The organism is Actinorectispora metalli, assembly GCF_056323685.1.
Map to the genome: position 1 here is coordinate 834,069 of NZ_JBREYE010000001.1, position 17,040 is coordinate 851,108.

A 17,040-nucleotide genomic window follows, 5' to 3' on the forward strand; every position below is an offset into this window, starting at 1 on the left:
TGACCGGTCCCGCCCCTCGCCGGGGTCTAGCAGAGCGTTCCGGGCCGGATCAGGCCTCGGCCGGAACGATGTTGACGGTCTTGCGCCCACGCTTCACGCCGAACTCGACCGCGCCGGGGGCGAGGGCGAACAGCGTGTCGTCACCGCCGCGGCCGACGTTGACGCCCGGGTGGAACTTGGTGCCGCGCTGCCGGATCAAGATCTCGCCCGCACTGACGACCTGACCGCCGAAGCGCTTCACACCGAGGCGCTGGGCGTTGGAGTCACGGCCGTTGCGGGAGCTGGACGCGCCCTTTTTGTGTGCCATGGCTGCTCAGGTCCTCACTTCTTGATGCTGGTGACCTCGACCTTGGTCAACCGCTGGCGGTGACCCTGGCGCTTGTGGTAACCAGTCTTGTTCTTGAACTTGTGGATGCGGATCTTGGGGCCCTTGGTCTGTTCGACGACCTTGCCGGTCACCGAGAACTTTCCGAGAGCGGCGGCATCGGTGATCACATCGTCGCCGTCGACGACGAGCAGCGCCGGGAAAGAGACCTCGGCGCCGGCCTCACCATCGAGCTTCTCGACCTCTACGACGTCACCGACAGCCACCTTGTACTGCTTGCCGCCGGTCTTGACGATCGCGTACACGGGTCACCTGCCTGACTGCATGGGAGCCGGCTCTGTGACCGGCATTCGGGCTTTCGCGTCTGCGCAGACTCGTCGTTCTACCGGCGGTCGCGCGACGCAGAGCTCAGCCCACCGAACGGCGGGCCGACGACTAGGTTACGTGGCGCCCCGAACCGAGGTCAAACCGGCCCCCCGCTCGCCCGTGACCAGGTTGTCAGCGGTCTCTCAGGTGCCATGTCGAAAGATGGTGTTTGCGCTGGCAGTCGGTTTCGTCGCGGCAGGTGGGAGTAACGGGATGATCACAAGGACGGGTGGTCGGAGTCGTCCACTGCACCCCATGAGGTCGATTGCTACCGTGACGGGACTCATCAGCGACAAGCGGCATGACAGTAGCGAAACAGCAGCGAAGGCGGGCATGGCATGACTGGTCCTTGCCGGAACCGGCTCACCGCACCGTGCGGATGACGGCAGGCGTGGACACTCCCCCGGCCCCGCCGGTACGGCGGTGGCGGGCCGACCTGCTCGGCGGTGCCTTCGTGCTCTGCGCGGTCGTGCTGGCGGGCTGGGCACTGCAGAACCGCAGGGACGAGATGCTCTCCGCGGTCTCCACCATCGGCTGGGGCCGCATGATCCTGTCAATCGTGCTGGTCGCCTCGGGCCTGGTGGTGACCGCCCAGGTGTGGCGGGCCAGCCTGGCCGCGCTGGGCCAGGAGGTCAGCGGCCGGGTCGCCCGGCAGGTGTTCTTCCCCGCCCAGGTCGGCAAGTACGTGCCAGGATCGGTGTGGCCGTTCCTCGCCCAGATCCGCCTCGCCCACCAGCATGGCGTGCCCGCGAGCACCGCAGTGCTGGCGGGCACCGTGTTCATGGCGGTGCACGCGGTCACCTCCGCGATCACCGCGGCGATGCTGCCGCTGGCGGTGCCCGCGTTCTCCGACCGCCTGCACTGGGCCGCGCTGTTGCTGCTGCCGGTGATCGCGTTGCTGCACCCCAAGGTGCTGCTCTTCGTCATGCGCAAGCTGCCGCAGAAGGCGGATGTGAACGGCGAGCGGCCGCCGCCGCCCGAACTGGGCTGGACCAGCCTCATGCGCCCCATCGCCTGGATGTTTCCCGCCTGGGGCCTCTACGGCGCGGGCGCCTTCGTGCTGGCCTCACCGCTGACCCAGGACGACGCGCGGCTGGCCGTGGTGTGCACCGCGGCGTTCGCACTCGCCTGGATCGTGGGCGTGCTGGTGGTGATCGCGCCCGCGGGCGTCGGCGCCCGCGAGGCGGTGCTGGTGCTGGCCATGGCCCCGCTGATCGGCGCGGGAGCGGCGACCTCGGTGGCCCTGCTGTTGCGGGCCAGCCACACCGTCGCCGACATCGTGCTGAGCCTGCGCTACGGCCTGCTGCGCCGCCGCCCCTGACCCTGAACACACCGCTGCCCTGCCGGCTGGTTTCCGGCAGGGCAGCGGTTGTCATGGGTCCAACGAGCTCCAGATTCGGCCTGCCTCCGTGAGCGTCCGGCTCAGACGCTCACGGAGGTTGCCGATCGCTCTTCAAACCTCTTTGACGGCGTGCTGCGGCGGGCCCGCGGGGCGGGAGGCGGCGCGACGGCGGCGGGTGCCGGTAAGCACGGACACCGTGGCACGCTGCTCCTGGGACTCGGCCTGTTCCGGCGTCGCCGGTGCGGCTTCGGGCTGCTCCGACGAGGCGGGCTGCGGCTCGGGCCGGGACTCGGTCTCGGGCTTGGACTCGGTCTTCGGCTCGGGTGCCTCGTCGCGGTCCGCGGGCTGCGGGGCAGGCTCGGAAGCCTGCTCAGCTGCCGTTTCCGGCGCCGGGGCGGCGGGGGTCTCCTCCGCCTCCTCCGGCTCCTTGCGGACGGCCTCGGCCACCTGCTCCGGGCCGCTGCCACGGCCGCGGTGCCTGCGTCGGCCGCCACCGCCACCGCTGTTGCCGCCGCTGCCGCCACCCGACTGCTGCTGGGCGGCACCGTTGGACTGGTTGCCCGCGGCGGGCGTGATCGACACGGGCTCGGTGGAGACCAGGACACCACGGCCGCGGCAGTGCTCGCAGGTGGTGCTGTAGGCCTCCAGCAGGCCGGTGCCGACGCGCTTGCGGGTCATCTGCACCAGGCCGAGGGAGGTGACCTCGGCGACCTGATGGCGGGTGCGGTCCCGGCCGAGGCATTCGGTGAGCCTGCGCAGCACCAGGTCCCGGTTGGACTCCAGCACCATGTCGATGAAGTCGATGACGATGATGCCGCCGATGTCGCGCAGCCTGAGCTGGCGGATGATCTCCTCGGCCGCCTCCAGGTTGTTCCTGGTGACGGTCTCCTCCAGGTTGCCGCCGGAGCCGGTGAACTTGCCGGTGTTGACGTCGATGACCGTCATGGCCTCGGTGCGGTCGATCACCAGGTAGCCGCCGGAGGGCAGCCAGACCTTGCGGTCCAGTGCCTTCATCAGCTGCTCGTCGATGCGGTGCTCGGTGAACACATCGAGCTTGCCGACGTGCTTGCGCAGCCTCGGCACCAGGTCGGGCGCGACATGCCGCACATAGGCCTCGATGGTGTCGTAGGGCGCGCCGCCCTGGACGACCAGGCCGGAGAAGTCCTCGGTGAACAGGTCGCGGATGACCTTGATCAGCAGGTCCGGCTCTTCGTACAGCAGCGCGGGCGCGGAGGCCTTCGGCTGGCCGTCGGTGCCCTCGGCGCGGCCCTTGATGACCTCCCACGAGGCCTGCAGCCGACGCACGTCGCGGTCCAGTGCCTCCTCCGCGATGCCCTCGGAGGCGGTGCGGATGATGACGCCCGCGTCCTCCGGGACGATGCGCTTGAGCAGGTCCTTGAGCCGCTTGCGCTCGGTATCGGGCAGCTTGCGGCTGATACCGGTGGCGCCGCCGCCTGGCACGTAGACCAGGAAGCGGCCCGGCAGGCTGATCTGGGTGGTCAGCCGGGCGCCCTTGTGGCCGACCGGGTCCTTGGTGACCTGCACCAGCACCGAGTCGCCGGTGGACAGCGCCTGCTCGATCTTGCGGGCCTTGCCCTCCAGACCGGCGGCGTCCCAGTCCACCTCGCCCGCGTAGAGCACGGCGTTGCGGCCGCGGCCGATGTCGACGAACGCCGCCTCCATGCTGGGCAGCACGTTCTGCACCCGGCCGAGGTAGACGTTGCCGACCAGCGAGCCGCTGCCCTGGGCGGTGACGAAGTGCTCGACGAGCACCCCGTCCTCCATGACGGCGATCTGGATGCGGTCATCCTGCTCGCGCACCACCATGACCCGGTCCACCGCTTCGCGGCGGGCCAGGAACTCGGCCTCGGTGAGGATCGGCGCCCGGCGGCGACCCGCCTCGCGGCCGTCCCGGCGGCGCTGGCGCTTGGCCTCCAGGCGGGTGGAGCCCTTGACGGCGCGCACCTCGTCGTCGGAGCTCATCAGCGCGGGCTCCGGCCGGACCTCGCGGACGTGCACCACCGTGTTCGGCGGGTCGTCCTCGCGGTTGGGGGCCTCGTCGTCCCCACCGGCCTTGCGACGACGGCGGCGGCGCCTGCGGGTGCCCGCGAGGCCACCCTGGTCGGCGTCGGAGTCCTCGGCGTCGGCGCTCTCGGCGGCCTCGCCCTCGCCACTCTCGTTGTCGTCGGTGTCGCCGTCGAACTGGCCGCCCCGGCCGCGTCCGCGGCCCCGGCGACCCCGACGACGGCGGCGACGGGTGGAGTCGGCGGAGCCGTCATCGTCCTCGTCGTCGTGCTCGTCGACGACAGGACGGTTGGGGGCCTCGTCCTCGACGACAGCGCGCTTCGCGGCCTTGGCGGGCTTCTCCGCGCGGTCCGGCTTCGCGGCCTTCTCGGGCTTGGCCTGCTTCTCCGCCTTTGCGGGCTTGTCCGGCCTTGCCGCGGCGGGCTGGGCGGGCAAGAACAGCGGGTCCGGCGCGGCGAACAGCGGGACCAGCGGCGGGGCCGCACCCGAGGTGGGTGCCTCGGCCGCCTGCTCCGCGGTCTCGACCGGCACCGCGTCGGCCTCCAGCAGCTCGGGGCGCAGCGCCGCGATCACGCGGATCGCGGTGTCCCGGTCGATGCTGGACTGGGCACTGCGCACGGCCTCGCCCAACTCGGTCAGCACGGTGATGACCTGCTTGCTGTCCGAGTCGAGCATTTTCGCCAGGGCGTGTACCCGCAGCTTGGAAGGAAGGTCGGTGGCGAACCCGCCACCGGTCATGGATGTGGTGGAATCCCCGCCGATGCTTTCGGCGGGTCCCTCGTTGTCCGACATGCAGCTCCTCCGCCCCCGGGCGCGTCCCTTATGGCTGGAACGCGGCCGCGCAGGGGCCTTTCTTTCGTCTTTCGTCTCCACCGCGCCGTGCGCGGCGAGAATCCTGCCGTCCACCCGGTCCCCGGAAGCTTCGCCGGGGCGCACAGGCGGCTGGGTCTACAACGACGCGCTGGCCCGACTTCTAGGCTCCCGCACCAAGGGCTCCCCGCCCCGGCAGGGATACCACACGATCCGCAGCGAGCGGATCGGCGAGGCCTCCACCATCGTCGAGCCGACCCTGCGCCAACCGGGTCGCCTTTGCGGCTACCGGCGGCTCCAAATCGGCGACCACGCGAAGCGCGCTCAGCACATCGTCAGGTCGAACTGCAGGTGTGCTCTGCCGAACGACCGTCATGAGTATCCCATACGGTCCGACCTGGTTGAGCCAATCGTCCACTCGGGGGGTTGTCGCAGTCACCGGATCGTGGTCAACGTCCCGGTCTGCCCCCGATTCAGCTAATTCCGGTGCGGCCATTTCGGTGAATGCCGTGTGTCTCACATCTCGCGGCGGGTCGGGCGGTCCAAGATTGGAAGGTTGTCCCCCCGCGATCACCTCCGCGCTGACAATCGCGGGGCGCGCGTCGATCGGCTTCCGCCCGTTCTTGGTGAGCTTCTGCACCTCGATGTGCTCGGCGGCCAGCAGCCGCTCCGCGGCCACCCGCAGCGCCGCCGCGGACACCCCTGGCAGTTCGATTCGCCACAGGCTGGCGTCGATGCGCTCGGCCAACGACCCGGCGCTCGCGGTCACCACCTCGAGCACGACCAGACCCGGGGGCAGCGCCGTGTCCAGTTCGGCCAGCAACGCCGCCGGGTCGACCGCCTCCACCAGCGAGATCTCCACGTACTCGGCCTCGCTGGCCGCCCCGGTCGGCGCCGCACCCACCCAGGAGATCTTGGGGTGCGGGCTGAAGCCCTGCGAGTAGGCCATCGGCACACCCGCCCTGCGCAGCGCGCGCTCGAACGCCCGCGCCACATCGCGGTGCGAGATGAATCGCAGCGGGCCCCGTTTGGCGAACCGGATCCGCAGCTTCTGCACCGCCGACGCGGACGGGTTGGGCCGATCTTGCGTGCTCAGCGAGGTTCTCCTTGTCAGGTCAAGGCCGGGTTGCGGACCGGGGTGCCCTTGCCCACCGGGCTGATGGGCAGGAGCTTGCGGTCGGTGGGGCCGATCTGGATGTCGGTGTCCATACCGGGGCAGACACCGCAGTCGAAGCAGGGTGTCCAGCGGCAGTCGTCCTGTTCGCGCTCGTCGAGGGCGTCCTGCCAGTCCGCCCACAGCCACTCCTTCTCCAAGCCGGAGTCGAGGTGGTCCCAGGGCAGGATCTCGGTCTCGCCACGCTCACGGGTGGTGAACCACGGCAGGTCGACACCCAGCGGTGTCAGCGCCGCCGCCGCGGAGTCCACCCAGCGCCGGTAGGAGAAGTACTCGCTCCAGCCGTCGAAGCGGCCGCCGTCGCGCCAGACGGCCTCGATGACGCGGCCGACGCGTCGGTCACCCCGGGAGAGCAGTCCTTCGATCAGCGTGGGCTGGCCGTCGTGGTAGCGCATGCCGATGTTGCGGCCGATGCCGCGGTCGGAGTTGATCGCGGTGCGCAGCTTGCGCAGCCGGTCGTCGATGGTCTCCGGATCGCACTGGGCGGCCCATTGGAACGGGGTGTGCGGCTTGGGCACGAACCCGCCGATGGAGATGGTGGCGCGGATGTCCTTGCGGCCGCTGGCCTCCCGGCCCGCCCGGATGACGTTCTGGGCCATGGTGGCGATCTGCAGCACGTCCTCGTCGGTCTCGGTGGGCAGCCCGCACATGAAGTACAGCTTCACCTGTCGCCAGCCCGCCGAGTAGGCGGCCGAGACGGTGCGGATGAGGTCTTCCTCCGACACCATCTTGTTGATCACGCGGCGGATGCGCTCGCTGCCGCCCTCGGGGGCGAAGGTCAGCCCGGAGCGGCGCCCGTTGCGGGACAGCTCGTTGGCCAGGTCGATGTTGAACGCGTCGACCCTGGTGCTGGGCAGGTTGAGGCTGGTGTTGGTGCCCTCGTACCGGTCGGCGAGGCCCTTGGTGATCTCGGCGATCTCGGTGTGGTCGGCCGAGCTCAGGCTGAGCAGCCCGACCTCCTGGAAGCCGGTGGCCGCCAGCCCGTTCTGCACCATCTCGCCGATGCCCTGCAGGGACCGCTCGCGCACCGGGCGGGTGATCATGCCCGCCTGGCAGAACCGGCAGCCTCGGGTGCAGCCGCGGAAGATCTCCACGCTCATCCGCTCGTGCACGCTCTCGGCGAGCGGCACCAGCGGCTTCTTCGGGTACGGCCAGTCGTCGAGGTCCATGGTGGTGCGCTTGACCACCCGATCGGGCACCCGCTCCCGGTTGGGTGCCACCCGATCGATCTCGCCGTCGGCGCGGTAGGAGACTTCGTAGAAACGCGGGATGTAGACGCCGCCGGTCTCGGCGAGCCTGGTGAGCAGTTCGTCGCGTCCGCCGGGGCGGCCCTGCTCCTTCCAGGCCCTGATGATGCCGGTGACCTCCAGCACGGCCTCCTCGCCGTCGCCGAGGACGGCGGCGTCGATGAAGTCGGCGATGGGTTCGGGGTTGAACGCCGCGTGTCCGCCCGCGAGGACGACGGGGTGGTCCTCGGTGCGGTCGGCGGCGTGCAGCGGCACCCCGGCGAGGTCCAGCGCGGTGAGCAGGTTGGTGTAGCCGAGTTCGGTGGCGAAGCTGACCCCGAGCACGTCGAACGCGCCCACCGGACGGTGCCCCTCGACGGTGAACTGCGGCACCCCGTGTTCGCGCATCAGCGCCTCGAGGTCCGGCCACACCGCGTAGGTGCGCTCGGCGAGCACATCGGGCAGCTCGTTGAGGATTTCGTAGAGGATCATGACGCCCTGGTTGGGCAGCCCGACCTCGTAGGCGTCCGGGTACATCAGCGCCCAGCGGACCGTGGCCGAGTCCCAGTCCTTGACGGTGGCGTTCAGCTCGCCGCCGACGTACTGGACCGGCTTGGAGACCTGCGGCAGCAGCGTCTCCAACTTGGCGAATACCGACTCCACACTCACAACGCCCCAGGGTAACGGCAGTGGGATGGGGGTCGGTTCCCCGGTGGCGGCCGCCTGCTCGGCCGGACCGTGGCGATGCGACCGCTCGATAGGGTACGAACGTAACGAGACTTCCGTGCACCCGCGAGCGATACCGGAGGAGAAACCGGTGACCGATGTCTGCGTTACCCGGCGGGAAACGTTCAATTCCGGCCACCGGTTGTTCAACCCCGAGTTCTCCGATGAGAAGAACTGGGCCACTTTCGGCAAATGCAGCAACCCGCACGGACACGGCCACAACTACGTGCTGGAAGTCACACTGCGCGGCGCCATCGACCCGGCCACAGGATTTCTGTTCGACCTGGACCGATTGGGCACCATCATCAAGGAACAGGTGATCGACGAGCTGGACCACAAGAACCTCAATGTCGAAGTCCCGTGGCTTTCCGGCCAGATTCCGACAATCGAGGTACTGGTCGAGAACATTTGGCAGCGCCTGGACGAAGCGGTGCCCAATGGATTGCTGTTCAGCGTTCTGCTGCGGGAGACCGAATTCAACTGGGCGACCAGATACCGGGGTGCGGAGTGACCCAGCGGTCCTGGTTGCCGGACCGAATCGGCATCGTCACCGGAGCGAGTAGGGGAATCGGCCGCGCCATCGCGGTGGCACTCGCGCGGGCGGGCGTCCGGGTGGCGTTGGCCGCCCGCGACGAATCGGCATTGCGGGAGGTGGCGGCGGAGATCGACGCGGCGGGCGGCCACGCGCTTCCGGTGGCCTGCGATGTCGCGTCCGCGACGGACGTCGAGTGGCTGTTCGGGACCGTCGAACGCGAACTGGGCGATCCGACCCTGTTGGTGGCCGCCGCCGGTGTGCTCGGCAAGCACCCCGTGTCCGAGGTGGACGAGCCCCGGTGGGCGGGCGTGCTGGAGGTCAACCTCAACGGAGCGTTCCGGTGTGCGCGTCGGGCGTGGGAGCCGATGACGCGGGCGGGCGGCGGGCGGATGCTGTTCGTGTCCTCGATCGGCGGCATCTACGGCACCGACAAGTTCCCCGGCCTCGCCGCCTACACCACCAGCAAGGCCGGTCTGGTGGGCATGGTGGAAAGCCTTGCGACAGAGGGCAGGGACACCGGCATCAGCGCGATCTGCCTGTCCCCTGGCGCCGTCGACACCGCGATGCTGCGTGAATCCGCCCCGGACCTGCGCGCCGGGCTCACGCCCGCCGAGGTGGCCCCGGTGGCGTTGGCGATGATCGACCACCTGCTGCCCGCGGCGAGCGGGGCCAACGTGCCGCTGTTCTCCAACCGCTGACGCTCACTTGAGCAGCAGCTTGTGCAGTCGGCGGGCCGCCACGACGGCTCCCACCGCGCCCATCACGACGAAATAGGAGAGGTGGCCGAGCAGGCCCCAGCCGAGGATGCCGGTGGTGAGGCCGCGCATCAGCTCGATGGCGTGGTACAGCGGGAACACCTGAACCAGCACCTGGATGGCCCTCGGGTAGATCTCCAGCGGGAAGAACGTGGTGCTGAACAGGAACATCGGCAGGGTGGCCAGGATGATCAGGTCGAAGTCCTGCCAGGTGCGCAGGAACGTCGCGCAGGCCATGCCCGCGGCGGCGAAGCCGAAGGCCACGATGAGGGCGGCGGGCAGGGCCAGCAATGCCCACGGCGAGTGGGTCAGGCCCATGCCGAACATGACGGTGATGAAGCCGACCGAGTACATGCCGCCGCGCAGCACCGACCACCAGATCTCGCCGATCGCCACGTCCACCGGGCCCAGCGGGGTGGCGAGCATACCGTCGTAGACCTTGGCGTACTTGAACTTGAAGAACACGTTGAAGGTGGATTCGGCGATGGCACCGTTCATCGCGGAGGCGGCCAACAGGCCGGGCGCGACGTAGGCGGCGTAGCTGATGGGGCTGCCGTCGGGGCCGGTGAGCCCGCCGCCGACCATGCTGCCGAAGCCGACGCCGAGCGCGAACAGGTAGAACAGCGGCTCGAAGAAGCCGGTGACGAAGGAGTACCAGCTTCGGCGGTTCACCATCAGGCTGCGTTCCAGCACCGCGTGCGGGCGTCCGACGTACAGGCCGGGCGGCACGATGCGCAGCAGCAGGCCTGCGCGCTGCTGCCCGCGCCTGCCCGCGGGGCGGGTGATCGTGTCGGTCATCAGGTCACCAGCCGAACTCGGAACCGCCACTGGCACACCGCCGCACCCACCGTGACCATCGCGATCAGGTAGGCGAGGTGCCCCAACGCGGGGACCGCGCCCAGGCCGCCCAGCACCAGGCCGCGGGCCAGTTCGTTGCCGTGCCACAGCGGGGTGATCCAGGCCAGCGGCTCGATCCAGGCAGGCAGGCGGGAGACCGGGAAGAAGGTGCCGGCGAACAGCATCATCGGGAGCAGCACGAACCGGTACAGCACCTCGAACGCACCGCTCTCGCCTTTCAGCGTGGCCGAGAGCGCGACGACCGGCGCCGAGAAGGCCATCCCGGTGAGCACGGCGATGAAGACCGTGCCGACCGCGGCGAGGTTGTCCATGGCGCCGAGCAGGTAGGCGATCACCAGGTAGGCGATGGCCGAGGTGAGCAGGCGCAGCGCGATCCACAGCAGCAGCCCGTTGGCCAGTTGGGCCGGTGTGATGGGCGTGGCGGTGACCGCGAAGTACTGCCGGTGCCATTTGAAACCCGCGTTGATCGCGTAGGTGGATTCGAAGGTGGCGTTCTGCACCGCGGCCGCCACGAGCAACGCGGGTGCGAGGTAGTGCAGGTAGGTCAGTCCCGGGTAGCCCTCGACCTCGGTGACCAGCGCGCCCATGCCAAGGCCCATAGCCAGCAGGAACAGCACCGGCTGCACGACGTCGGAGACCACCGTGGCCCGCCAGCCGCGCCGGTACCAGGTCCAGGACCACTCCACGATCAGCAGAGCGGCCTTGACCGGGCCGACGACGCGGCCCCCCGCGCGGGTGAGCACGGTCGCGGTCATCAGTCGACCAGCCTTCGGCCGGTGAGGCGGAGGAACACGTCCTCCAGGGTGCTGCGGCGGACCAGGCTGGAGATCGGCTGCACCCCGCGCTGGTGCGCGGCGGCGAGGGCGCCTTCGCCGTCGGCGGTGTAGAGCAGCAGCCGGTCGGGCAGTTCCTCCACCCGGTCGGCCAGCCCGTCGACCTTGGCGAGCACCCCGGTCTGCTGTCCGGGCGGGAAGCGCAGTTCGAGCACCTCGCGGGTGGAGTAGCGGGCGATCAGCTCCGCCGGGGAGCCTTCGGCGGCGATCTGGCCGTCGTTCATCACCACCAGCCGGTCGCACAGCTGCTCGGCCTCGTCCATGTAGTGGGTGGTGACGATGAGCGTCACGCCCTGCTGCTTGAGCCGGAACAGCCGGTCCCACAGCACATGCCGCGCCTGCGGGTCCAGCCCCGTGGTGGGTTCGTCCAGCAGCAGCAGTTCCGGGTCGTTGATCAGCGAGCGGGCGATGGTAAGCCTGCGTTTCATGCCGCCGGAGAGCGGGTCCACGCTCGCGTCGGCACGCTCGGTCAGCTGCGCGAATTCCAGCAGCTCGGCGGCCTTGGCGCGCACCTCGGAACGGGAGAGCCCGAAGTAGCGGCCGTAGATGTGCAGGTTCTGCCGCACGGTCAGCTCGTTGTCCAGGCTGTCCTGTTGAGGCACCACGCCGATGCGGGCGCGGATCGCCGGGCCCTCGGTGTCCGGGTCGAGGCCCAGCACCGACAGCGTGCCCGCGGTGCGCGGCGAGACGCAGCCGATCATCCGCATGGTGGAGGACTTCCCGGCGCCGTTGGGCCCGAGGAAGCCGAAGGCCTCGCCGCGTCTGACCGAGACGTCGATCCCGCGGACCGCGTCGAGGTCCCCGAAGCGCTTGGTCAGGCCTTCGGCGTGTACGAGGTGTCCGTTGTCCCCCACGACGCACACGATAGGCAGGAGCACCGACAAAATCGCGTCGTTTATGACTACTTCCGGCGGCACCGCCGTTCGAGCTGGTGCCATCACACCCGGTCGGGTCTAGGCTCCCGGGTGTGTTGATCAGGCGAATCGGATCCGTTTTGATGCTCACGGCTCTGCTCGGGGCCTCCGCGTGCACCGGTGACGACGCCGGTAGCACCACCAACGTGCCCGCGGGCGGTGAGCTGCTGCAGAAGTCCTCCGCCGCGATGAAGGAGGTGCGCTCGACGCACCTGCAGATCCGCACCGAGGGCAAGCCGTCGCTGCCGCTGCGCGAACTCGACGGCGATCTCGCCGACAACGGCGACGCCAAGGGCACCGCCAAGCTGGACCAGGTCGGCCAGCTGATCGAGTTCCAGTTCGTGCTGCTCGGCGACAAGCTGTACCTCAAGGGCGCCACCGGCGGCTACCAGCAGTTGCCCGCCTCGGTGATCGGCACCGTCTACGACCCGCGCAAGCTGCTCGCCCAGGGTGGGCTGTCCACGCTGATGGCCAAGGCCAAGGACGCCAAGACCGAGGCCAAGGACAGCATCGACGGCACCGACACCTACCGGATCACCGCGACGGTGGACCGCGAGTCGCTGTCGGCGTTGATCCCCACCGCCACCTCGGACGTGACCTGCCAAGTGTGGACGGATGCGAACAACAGCCAACTCCTCCGTGCCACCTGTCCGCTGCCCGGTGAGGGCGCCAAGCTCACGGCCACGTTCACGGACCTGAACAAGCCGGTCACGGTGACCCCGCCGGCAGGCTGAGGATGGGCAGTCGCCGGGCCACCGCCATCGGCGTCGGCGGGGTGGCCGTGCTGCTGGCCGCGCTGGACGCCTACGTGGTCGTGACCATCCTGGTGGACATCGTCCGCGATCTGAGCATCCCGCTGAACCGGCTGGAACGCGCGACCCCGCTGGTCACCGGGTATCTGCTCGGCTATGTGGCGGCCATGCCGCTGCTGGGGCAGCTCTCCGACCGGTACGGCCGCAAACCGCTGATCCACCTGTGCCTTGCGGGTTTCGCGCTCGGCTCGGTGCTCACCGCGGCCGGTGACTCGCTGACGCCGGTGGTGGTGGGCCGCGCCATCCAGGGCATCGCGGGCGGCGCGCTGCTGCCGGTGACGATGGCGCTGGTCGGCGATCTGTGGGCGGACCGGGGCCGCGCCACGGTGCTGGGCGGGCTGGGCGCGGCCCAGGAGCTGGGCAGCGTGCTCGGACCGCTCTACGGCGTGGCCGTCGCCGCCCTGGTGGGTTGGCGCGGGCTGTTCTGGCTGAACGTGCCGCTCGCGGTGATCGCCATGATCGCCGTGCACTTCTCCGTGCCCGCGGGCACCCGCGCCGAGACGCGGCGGGTGGACTACGTCGGCGGGCTGCTGCTGGCGTTGTCGTTGGGGCTGATGGTGATCGGGTTGTACAACCCCGATCCCGCGCGGGGTGTGCTGCCGTCCTGGGGCCTGCCGGTGCTGCTGGCCGCGGTCGCGGTGCTGGTGCTGTTCGTGTGGTGGGAGCGGCGGTCGACGGTGCGGCTGCTGGACCCGGCGGGTACGCGGATGCGGCCGCTGCTCGCCGCCTTGGGCACCAGCCTCGCCGCGGGCGCGGCGCTGATGGTGACGCTGGTGGACGTGCAGCTGTTCGCGCAGACGCTGCTGGGCCGCGACGCCGCGGGCGGTGCGGCGCTGCTGTCCCGGTTCCTCATCGCGCTGCCGATCGGCGCGGTGCTCGGCGGGCTGCTCGCACCCCGGCTGGGCAACCGCCTGGTCACGGTGGCAGGTCTGCTGATCGCCGCCGCGGGCTATGTGCTGATCGGCCGCTGGCCTCGGGAGGTGCTCGCGGCGACGCACGACCTCGGCGTGCTGCGGCTGCCGGTGCTGGACACCGATCTGGTGATCACCGGGCTAGGCCTCGGGCTGATCATCGCGCCGGTGGCGGCGGCGACGCTGCGGGCGGTGGACGCCGCCCAGCACGGGGTGGCCTCGGCGGCGACGGTGGTGGCGCGGATGGCGGGCATGCTGATCGGCATTTCGGCGTTGTCCGCCTACGGTTTCGCCCGGTTCCAGCAGCTCACGGCGGGGCTGAACACCCCGCTGCCGTTCGGGGTGCCGCCGGAGGAGTTCCAACGGCAGCTCAAGGCGTATCAGGACGCGGTCAGCCAGGCGCTGCTCACCGAGTACCGGGAGATCTTCCTCGTCACGGCCGCGATCTGCGTGCTGGGGGCGCTGGTCGGGCTGCTGCTGGATGGCCGGTCAGGCGTATCGCGTCCGGCTGAGGACGCAGCCGTCGGCGGGTAGCGGGTCCACCCGCTGGTAGAACCACACCTCGTCGCGGTCGTCGCCCTTGGCGACGCGGACGCCGCCGGGGAAGCGGCCCACTTCCTTCCAGCCGCGCCGCGCGTAGTACTCCGGCAGGCCGGTGCCGTCGCGGGCCGAGAGGTACAGCTGTTCCAGGCCGAAGTCCCTGGCCAGGTCGAGACAGGCGGTGAGCAGCCGGGCGCCCCACCCCTGGCCCTGGATGGCCGGGTCCACCATGAGGCGCTTGACCATCGCGCGATGGCGGACCACGTCGTGCGAGCCGGGCTCCAGCAGGACGACGCCGAGCAGGTCGGTGGTGCTGGTCAGCACGAGCAGGTGCGAGCGGCGCTCGGTCACCTCGGCGACGACCCGGACGGAGGCGGCACGCACGGCGTCCGGGTCGACATCGGGGCGGAAGTCCACCGCGCCGCCGCTGCGGGACACCCGCAGCCACAGTTCGGCGAGGTCTTCGACGAGACCCACCGGCGGGTGGTCCAGATGCGTCGGTCCGAGGATGGCGGCGGTGGTCATGGCGCCTCCGCCGGTACCGAGGCGGAGGCGTGTGCGGCGCCGTCGCGTAGACCAGGCACGTCGGCGCTTCTCATCAGAGGCTCACAGGTCGGGGAACCACAGCTTGATCTCCCGTGCGGCGGATTCCGGCGAGTCGGAACCGTGGACCAGGTTGAACTGGACCTCCAGACCGAAGTCACCGCGAATGGTGCCGGGGGTGGCCTTGTCGACCGGGTCGGTGCCGCCCGCCAGCTGGCGGAACGCGCTGATCGCCCTGGTGCCCTCCACCACAGCGGCCACCACGGGGCCGGAGGTGATGAACTCGACCAGCGAGCCGAAGAACGGCTTGCCGTCGTGCTCGGCGTAGTGCTGCTCGGCGAGTTCACGGTCGACCGTGCGAAGTTCCAGGGCGGCCAGCCGCAGGCCCTTGCGCTCGATCCGGCCGATCACCTCTCCGACAAGCCCGCGGCTGACACCGTCGGGCTTGACCAGAACAAGAGTGCGCTCACTCACGGTCTCGGGTTCTCCTTCGTGAAAAGTCCTTCGAACGCGCGCAGCGTAGCCGGGTGTACCCGGGGTGTGGGTAGGCGACCCGACAGTGAATATGTGCGCTGCCGTTCCATACCGACCTCCCCGTCGGCACGGTCTGTGAAGTCGGGGGCACGCTAACACCGCGTGCTGTGCGTTGTCCGCGTCAAACCAGGGAGAACGACCAATAAAGTCGTTGAACGGACAACTTTGTCAGTCGAGCGGACAGACCGATTCTCCGCACAACAACAACGACGCCAACTAATCGGCGCTCAGCGTTGTGCTCCACAGCGATTTTCCGATTCCGTCCCGCAGATGGACGGTGAACTCCCCGTGTGCGGAGATCTCCACCTCGCCGAAATGCAGGTAGCCGTCGAGCGGCGAGGCGTTCTGCGTCGGCGGCGCCCGGTGGTAGACGACCTCGGGTCCAAAGGTGGGGTCCAGCTTGCCGGGACCGAAGGCGCCCGCGTTGGCAGGTCCGGACACGAACTCCCAGAACGGCGCGAAATCACCGACCGCGGCGCGCTGCGGCGAGTAGTGGTGAGCCGCGGTGTAGTGGACGTCCGCGGTCAGCCAGACCACATTGGACACCTCCGCGGTGTTGCGCAGCACCCAGGCGATCTCCGCCTCCCGGCCGGTCGGCACGCCCGGCCGGTTGTTGGCCACCGCCTCGATCGCGGTGCCGTCCGGCACGACCAGGCCGATCGGCATGTCCGCGGCGACGACCTTCCAGGTGGCGCGGGAGCGCTTGAGCTCGCGGACCAGCCAGCGGGCCTGGGCATCGCCGAGGATGCGCTCGTAGGCGGCGGTGCCGGGCGAGTTGGCGTCCCGGTAGGTCCGCATGTCCAGCACGAACACGTCCAGCAGCGGACCGTGGCCGACCTTGCGGAAGATCCGGCCGTCCACCGCGTCTTGGCGGCGCACCGGCATCCACTCGTGGAAGGCCTGGAAGGCGCGCTCGGCCAGCACGTCGACCCGCTTCTCGGTGTAGCGGTCGTCGGCGAGCACCTCACCGGGGTACCAGTTGTTGACCACCTCATGGTCATCCCATTGCATGATCATCGGCGCGGTGGCCATCAGCTCGCGGTAGTGCTTGTCCAGCAGGTTGTAGGCGAACTGGCCGCGGTACTCGGCCAGCGTCTCGGCGACCTTGGACTTCTCCTGCGTGACCAGGTTCCGCCAGATCCGCCCGTCGGGCAGCGTGACCTGCTCGGTCAACGGGCCGTCGGCATAGACGGTGTCGCCGCTGTGCAGGAAGAAGTCGGGCCTGCGGGCGGCCATGGCGGAGAAGATGGTCATGCCGCCGAGGTCGGGATTGATGCCGTAGTTCTGGCCGACCACGTCACCGGACCACACGAAGCGCACCGGCTGACCAGACCGCGGCCGGGTGCGGAAGCTGCCGGTCAGCGGTTCGCCACCGCCGCGCCCGTCCAGCCCTTCGGCGGTGACCCGGACATGCAGTTCGCGGCCCGGCGGCAGACCGGGCAGCAGTAGCTCGCCGGTGCCGTCGGTGCGCGGGGTGAGCAGCGGTCCCCGCAGCCTCCGGGCGCGGCGGAACTCGGGATTGTCGGCCACCTCCACCAGCAGCGAGGACGGCTGATCGGCGCGGGCCCACACCACGACGCCCTGCTCGGACCGGCCCAGTTGCAGGCCGTGGGTCAACACCGGGCGGTCGCCGCGCACCAGGCTCGCGGCACCCGCGGGCGCGGCGGGCAACAGGCTTGCCGCGCCCGCGAGGGCCGCGGCCTTGAAGATCGTCCGGCGGTCGACGGTGTTCTCCCCAGGAATTCGCACGGCCCGGTTCTACCTGATCAATTCGACCAATGCGAGACCGTCAGATGAACTGGGGTCGACTC

At 70.0% G+C, this 17,040-nt stretch carries 16 protein-coding genes; 5 read left to right on the forward strand and 11 right to left on the reverse strand.

Annotation, left to right across the window (positions count from 1 at the left end):
• Window positions 1-49: 49 nt before the first annotated feature.
• Window positions 50-307 (reverse strand): 50S ribosomal protein L27, encoded by a 258-nt coding sequence (rpmA, locus tag ACU6XJ_RS03875; protein WP_476306922.1) that lies wholly within the window; start codon window positions 305-307, stop codon window positions 50-52.
• Window positions 308-321: 14 nt separating this feature from the next.
• On the reverse strand, window positions 322-630 hold the full coding sequence (rplU, locus tag ACU6XJ_RS03880) for a 50S ribosomal protein L21 (protein WP_476306923.1): 309 nt from the start codon (window positions 628-630) through the stop codon (window positions 322-324).
• Between the two features lie 410 nt (window positions 631-1,040).
• Here rplU and ACU6XJ_RS03885 point away from each other — a divergent pair, with 410 nt between their 5' ends.
• Entirely contained in the window at window positions 1,041-2,012 is a 972-nt protein-coding gene (locus ACU6XJ_RS03885) for a lysylphosphatidylglycerol synthase domain-containing protein (protein WP_476306924.1), read from the forward strand.
• A gap of 132 nt (window positions 2,013-2,144) precedes the next feature.
• Here the strand turns inward: ACU6XJ_RS03885 and ACU6XJ_RS03890 are convergent, their stop codons facing one another.
• The 3 genes from ACU6XJ_RS03890 to ACU6XJ_RS03900 form a co-directional block, all read right to left on the reverse strand.
• On the reverse strand, window positions 2,145-4,850 hold the full coding sequence (locus tag ACU6XJ_RS03890) for a translation initiation factor IF-2 N-terminal domain-containing protein (RefSeq protein WP_476306925.1): 2,706 nt from the start codon (window positions 4,848-4,850) through the stop codon (window positions 2,145-2,147).
• A gap of 181 nt (window positions 4,851-5,031) precedes the next feature.
• Window positions 5,032-5,925, reverse strand: a complete 894-nt coding sequence (locus tag ACU6XJ_RS03895; RefSeq protein WP_476306926.1) for a TIGR03936 family radical SAM-associated protein — start codon at window positions 5,923-5,925, stop codon at window positions 5,032-5,034.
• 53 nt (window positions 5,926-5,978) lie between these two features.
• The gene (locus ACU6XJ_RS03900; RefSeq protein ID WP_476306927.1) at window positions 5,979-7,937 is read right to left on the reverse strand and encodes a TIGR03960 family B12-binding radical SAM protein; all 1,959 of its coding nucleotides are present in this window, start codon (window positions 7,935-7,937) and stop codon (window positions 5,979-5,981) included.
• Between the two features lie 25 nt (window positions 7,938-7,962).
• Between ACU6XJ_RS03900 and ACU6XJ_RS03905 the strand changes: the two genes are divergently transcribed.
• Together ACU6XJ_RS03905 and ACU6XJ_RS03910 are read left to right on the forward strand one after the other, a co-directional pair.
• Window positions 7,963-8,505 carry a 6-carboxytetrahydropterin synthase gene (locus ACU6XJ_RS03905; RefSeq protein WP_476306928.1) on the forward strand — a complete coding sequence of 181 codons (543 nt, stop codon included), beginning with the start codon at window positions 7,963-7,965 and terminating at the stop codon, window positions 8,503-8,505.
• Window positions 8,502-9,227 (forward strand): SDR family NAD(P)-dependent oxidoreductase, encoded by a 726-nt coding sequence (locus ACU6XJ_RS03910; RefSeq protein ID WP_476306929.1) that lies wholly within the window; start codon window positions 8,502-8,504, stop codon window positions 9,225-9,227. The genes ACU6XJ_RS03905 and ACU6XJ_RS03910 overlap by 4 nt, the downstream gene beginning before the upstream one ends.
• Window positions 9,228-9,230: 3 nt before the next feature.
• Here the strand turns inward: ACU6XJ_RS03910 and ACU6XJ_RS03915 are convergent, their stop codons facing one another.
• From ACU6XJ_RS03915 to ACU6XJ_RS03925, 3 genes are read right to left on the reverse strand one after another with little or no spacing between them, the layout of a single operon-like run.
• A complete protein-coding gene (locus tag ACU6XJ_RS03915; protein ID WP_476306930.1) occupies window positions 9,231-10,082 on the reverse strand; it encodes an ABC transporter permease in 852 nt (283 codons plus the stop codon).
• Window positions 10,082-10,897 (reverse strand): ABC transporter permease, encoded by an 816-nt coding sequence (locus tag ACU6XJ_RS03920; RefSeq protein ID WP_476306932.1) that lies wholly within the window; start codon window positions 10,895-10,897, stop codon window positions 10,082-10,084. The genes ACU6XJ_RS03915 and ACU6XJ_RS03920 overlap by 1 nt, the downstream gene beginning before the upstream one ends.
• Window positions 10,897-11,829 carry an ABC transporter ATP-binding protein gene (locus ACU6XJ_RS03925; RefSeq protein WP_476306933.1) on the reverse strand — a complete coding sequence of 311 codons (933 nt, stop codon included), beginning with the start codon at window positions 11,827-11,829 and terminating at the stop codon, window positions 10,897-10,899. The genes ACU6XJ_RS03920 and ACU6XJ_RS03925 overlap by 1 nt, the downstream gene beginning before the upstream one ends.
• Window positions 11,830-11,972: 143 nt before the next feature.
• On the opposite strand from ACU6XJ_RS03925, the gene ACU6XJ_RS03930 reads away from it, so the two are divergent.
• Both ACU6XJ_RS03930 and ACU6XJ_RS03935 read left to right on the forward strand, forming a co-directional pair.
• Window positions 11,973-12,623: an LppX_LprAFG lipoprotein gene (locus ACU6XJ_RS03930; protein WP_476306934.1), complete on the forward strand. Its 651-nt coding sequence runs from the start codon at window positions 11,973-11,975 to the stop codon at window positions 12,621-12,623.
• Window positions 12,624-12,625: 2 nt separating this feature from the next.
• Window positions 12,626-14,146 carry an MFS transporter gene (locus ACU6XJ_RS03935; RefSeq protein ID WP_476306936.1) on the forward strand — a complete coding sequence of 507 codons (1,521 nt, stop codon included), beginning with the start codon at window positions 12,626-12,628 and terminating at the stop codon, window positions 14,144-14,146.
• Here ACU6XJ_RS03935 and ACU6XJ_RS03940 read toward each other — a convergent pair.
• From ACU6XJ_RS03940 to ACU6XJ_RS03950, 3 genes are all read right to left on the reverse strand, one after another.
• The gene (locus ACU6XJ_RS03940; RefSeq protein ID WP_476306938.1) at window positions 14,102-14,677 is read right to left on the reverse strand and encodes a GNAT family N-acetyltransferase; all 576 of its coding nucleotides are present in this window, start codon (window positions 14,675-14,677) and stop codon (window positions 14,102-14,104) included. The two genes, ACU6XJ_RS03935 and ACU6XJ_RS03940, sit on opposite strands and share 45 nt — an antisense overlap.
• 81 nt (window positions 14,678-14,758) lie before the next feature.
• On the reverse strand, window positions 14,759-15,169 hold the full coding sequence (ndk, locus tag ACU6XJ_RS03945; RefSeq protein ID WP_476306940.1) for a nucleoside-diphosphate kinase: 411 nt from the start codon (window positions 15,167-15,169) through the stop codon (window positions 14,759-14,761).
• A 276-nt stretch (window positions 15,170-15,445) separates the two neighbouring features.
• Window positions 15,446-16,972, reverse strand: coding sequence for an alkaline phosphatase D family protein (locus ACU6XJ_RS03950; RefSeq protein ID WP_476313799.1), 1,527 nt, complete (start codon window positions 16,970-16,972; stop codon window positions 15,446-15,448).
• Between the last annotated feature and the right edge of the window lie 68 nt (window positions 16,973-17,040).

Coding starts and splice junctions, on each gene's coding strand:
- rpmA (WP_476306922.1), bottom strand. CDS start 307: ATGGCACACAAAAAGGGCGCGTCCAGCTCCCGCAACGGCCGTGACTCC.
- ACU6XJ_RS03890 (WP_476306925.1), bottom strand. CDS start 4,850: ATGTCGGACAACGAGGGACCCGCCGAAAGCATCGGCGGGGATTCCACC.
- ACU6XJ_RS03905 (WP_476306928.1), top strand. CDS start 7,963: ATGGGGGTCGGTTCCCCGGTGGCGGCCGCCTGCTCGGCCGGACCGTGG.
- ACU6XJ_RS03915 (WP_476306930.1), bottom strand. CDS start 10,082: ATGACCGACACGATCACCCGCCCCGCGGGCAGGCGCGGGCAGCAGCGC.
- ACU6XJ_RS03920 (WP_476306932.1), bottom strand. CDS start 10,897: ATGACCGCGACCGTGCTCACCCGCGCGGGGGGCCGCGTCGTCGGCCCG.
- ACU6XJ_RS03930 (WP_476306934.1), top strand. CDS start 11,973: ATGCTCACGGCTCTGCTCGGGGCCTCCGCGTGCACCGGTGACGACGCC.
- ACU6XJ_RS03935 (WP_476306936.1), top strand. CDS start 12,626: ATGGGCAGTCGCCGGGCCACCGCCATCGGCGTCGGCGGGGTGGCCGTG.
- ACU6XJ_RS03940 (WP_476306938.1), bottom strand. CDS start 14,677: ATGACCACCGCCGCCATCCTCGGACCGACGCATCTGGACCACCCGCCG.